This is a genomic window from Petrotoga sp. SL27 (assembly GCF_002924605.1).
Lineage (GTDB): Bacteria > Thermotogota > Thermotogae > Petrotogales > Petrotogaceae > Petrotoga > Petrotoga sibirica.
This window is the reverse complement of record NZ_JAIP01000053.1, coordinates 1-529: the sequence shown is the minus strand read 5'-3', so window position 1 is coordinate 529 and position 529 is coordinate 1. Positions and strand designations below refer to the sequence as shown.

Below are 529 nucleotides of genomic sequence, written 5' to 3'. Positions count from 1 at the left end.
GTTTGCAGCTCCCCACAGCTTTTCGCAGCTTACCACGTCCTTCTTCGCTTCCAGCTGGCTAGGCATCCACCGTATGCCCTTATTACTTTGGACTTACTCTATGCACTTGTCAATGAGCTCTTACTTTTTCTGGTTTTATACAATTTGGTGGAGTGAAGGGGACTTGAACCCCTAACCTTCTGCGTGCAAGGCAGACGCTCTCCCAGTTGAGCTACCACCCCAACGAAATGGATTAGACTATATGTTTTAGACTATAAAAAATCTATTACTCTCTCAAAAGTAGATAGAGGAGGTAGAAACATTAAATTCTCCTTAGAAAGGAGGTGATCCAGGCGCACCTTCCGGTACACCTACCTTGTTACGACTTCGCCCCCCTCGCCAAGCCCACCTTCAACAGTACCTGCCGTACTGCCTTCAGGTGTTCCCAACTCGGGTGGCGTGACGGGCGGTGTGTACAAGGCCCGGGAACGTATTCACCGCAGTTTGGCTGACCTGCGATTACTAGCGATTCCAGCTTCATGTAGGCGAG

1 tRNA gene and 2 rRNA genes are annotated in these 529 nt (G+C 49.7%); all 3 read right to left on the bottom strand.

Annotated elements, in window-relative coordinates:
* A 23S ribosomal RNA gene (locus tag AD60_RS10025) occupies positions 1–93 on the bottom strand; the annotation flags it as partial.
* A gap of 52 nt (positions 94–145) precedes the next feature.
* A tRNA-Ala gene (locus AD60_RS10020) sits at positions 146–221 on the bottom strand.
* 95 nt (positions 222–316) lie between these two features.
* Positions 317–529 (bottom strand): 16S ribosomal RNA (locus AD60_RS10015); the annotation flags it as partial.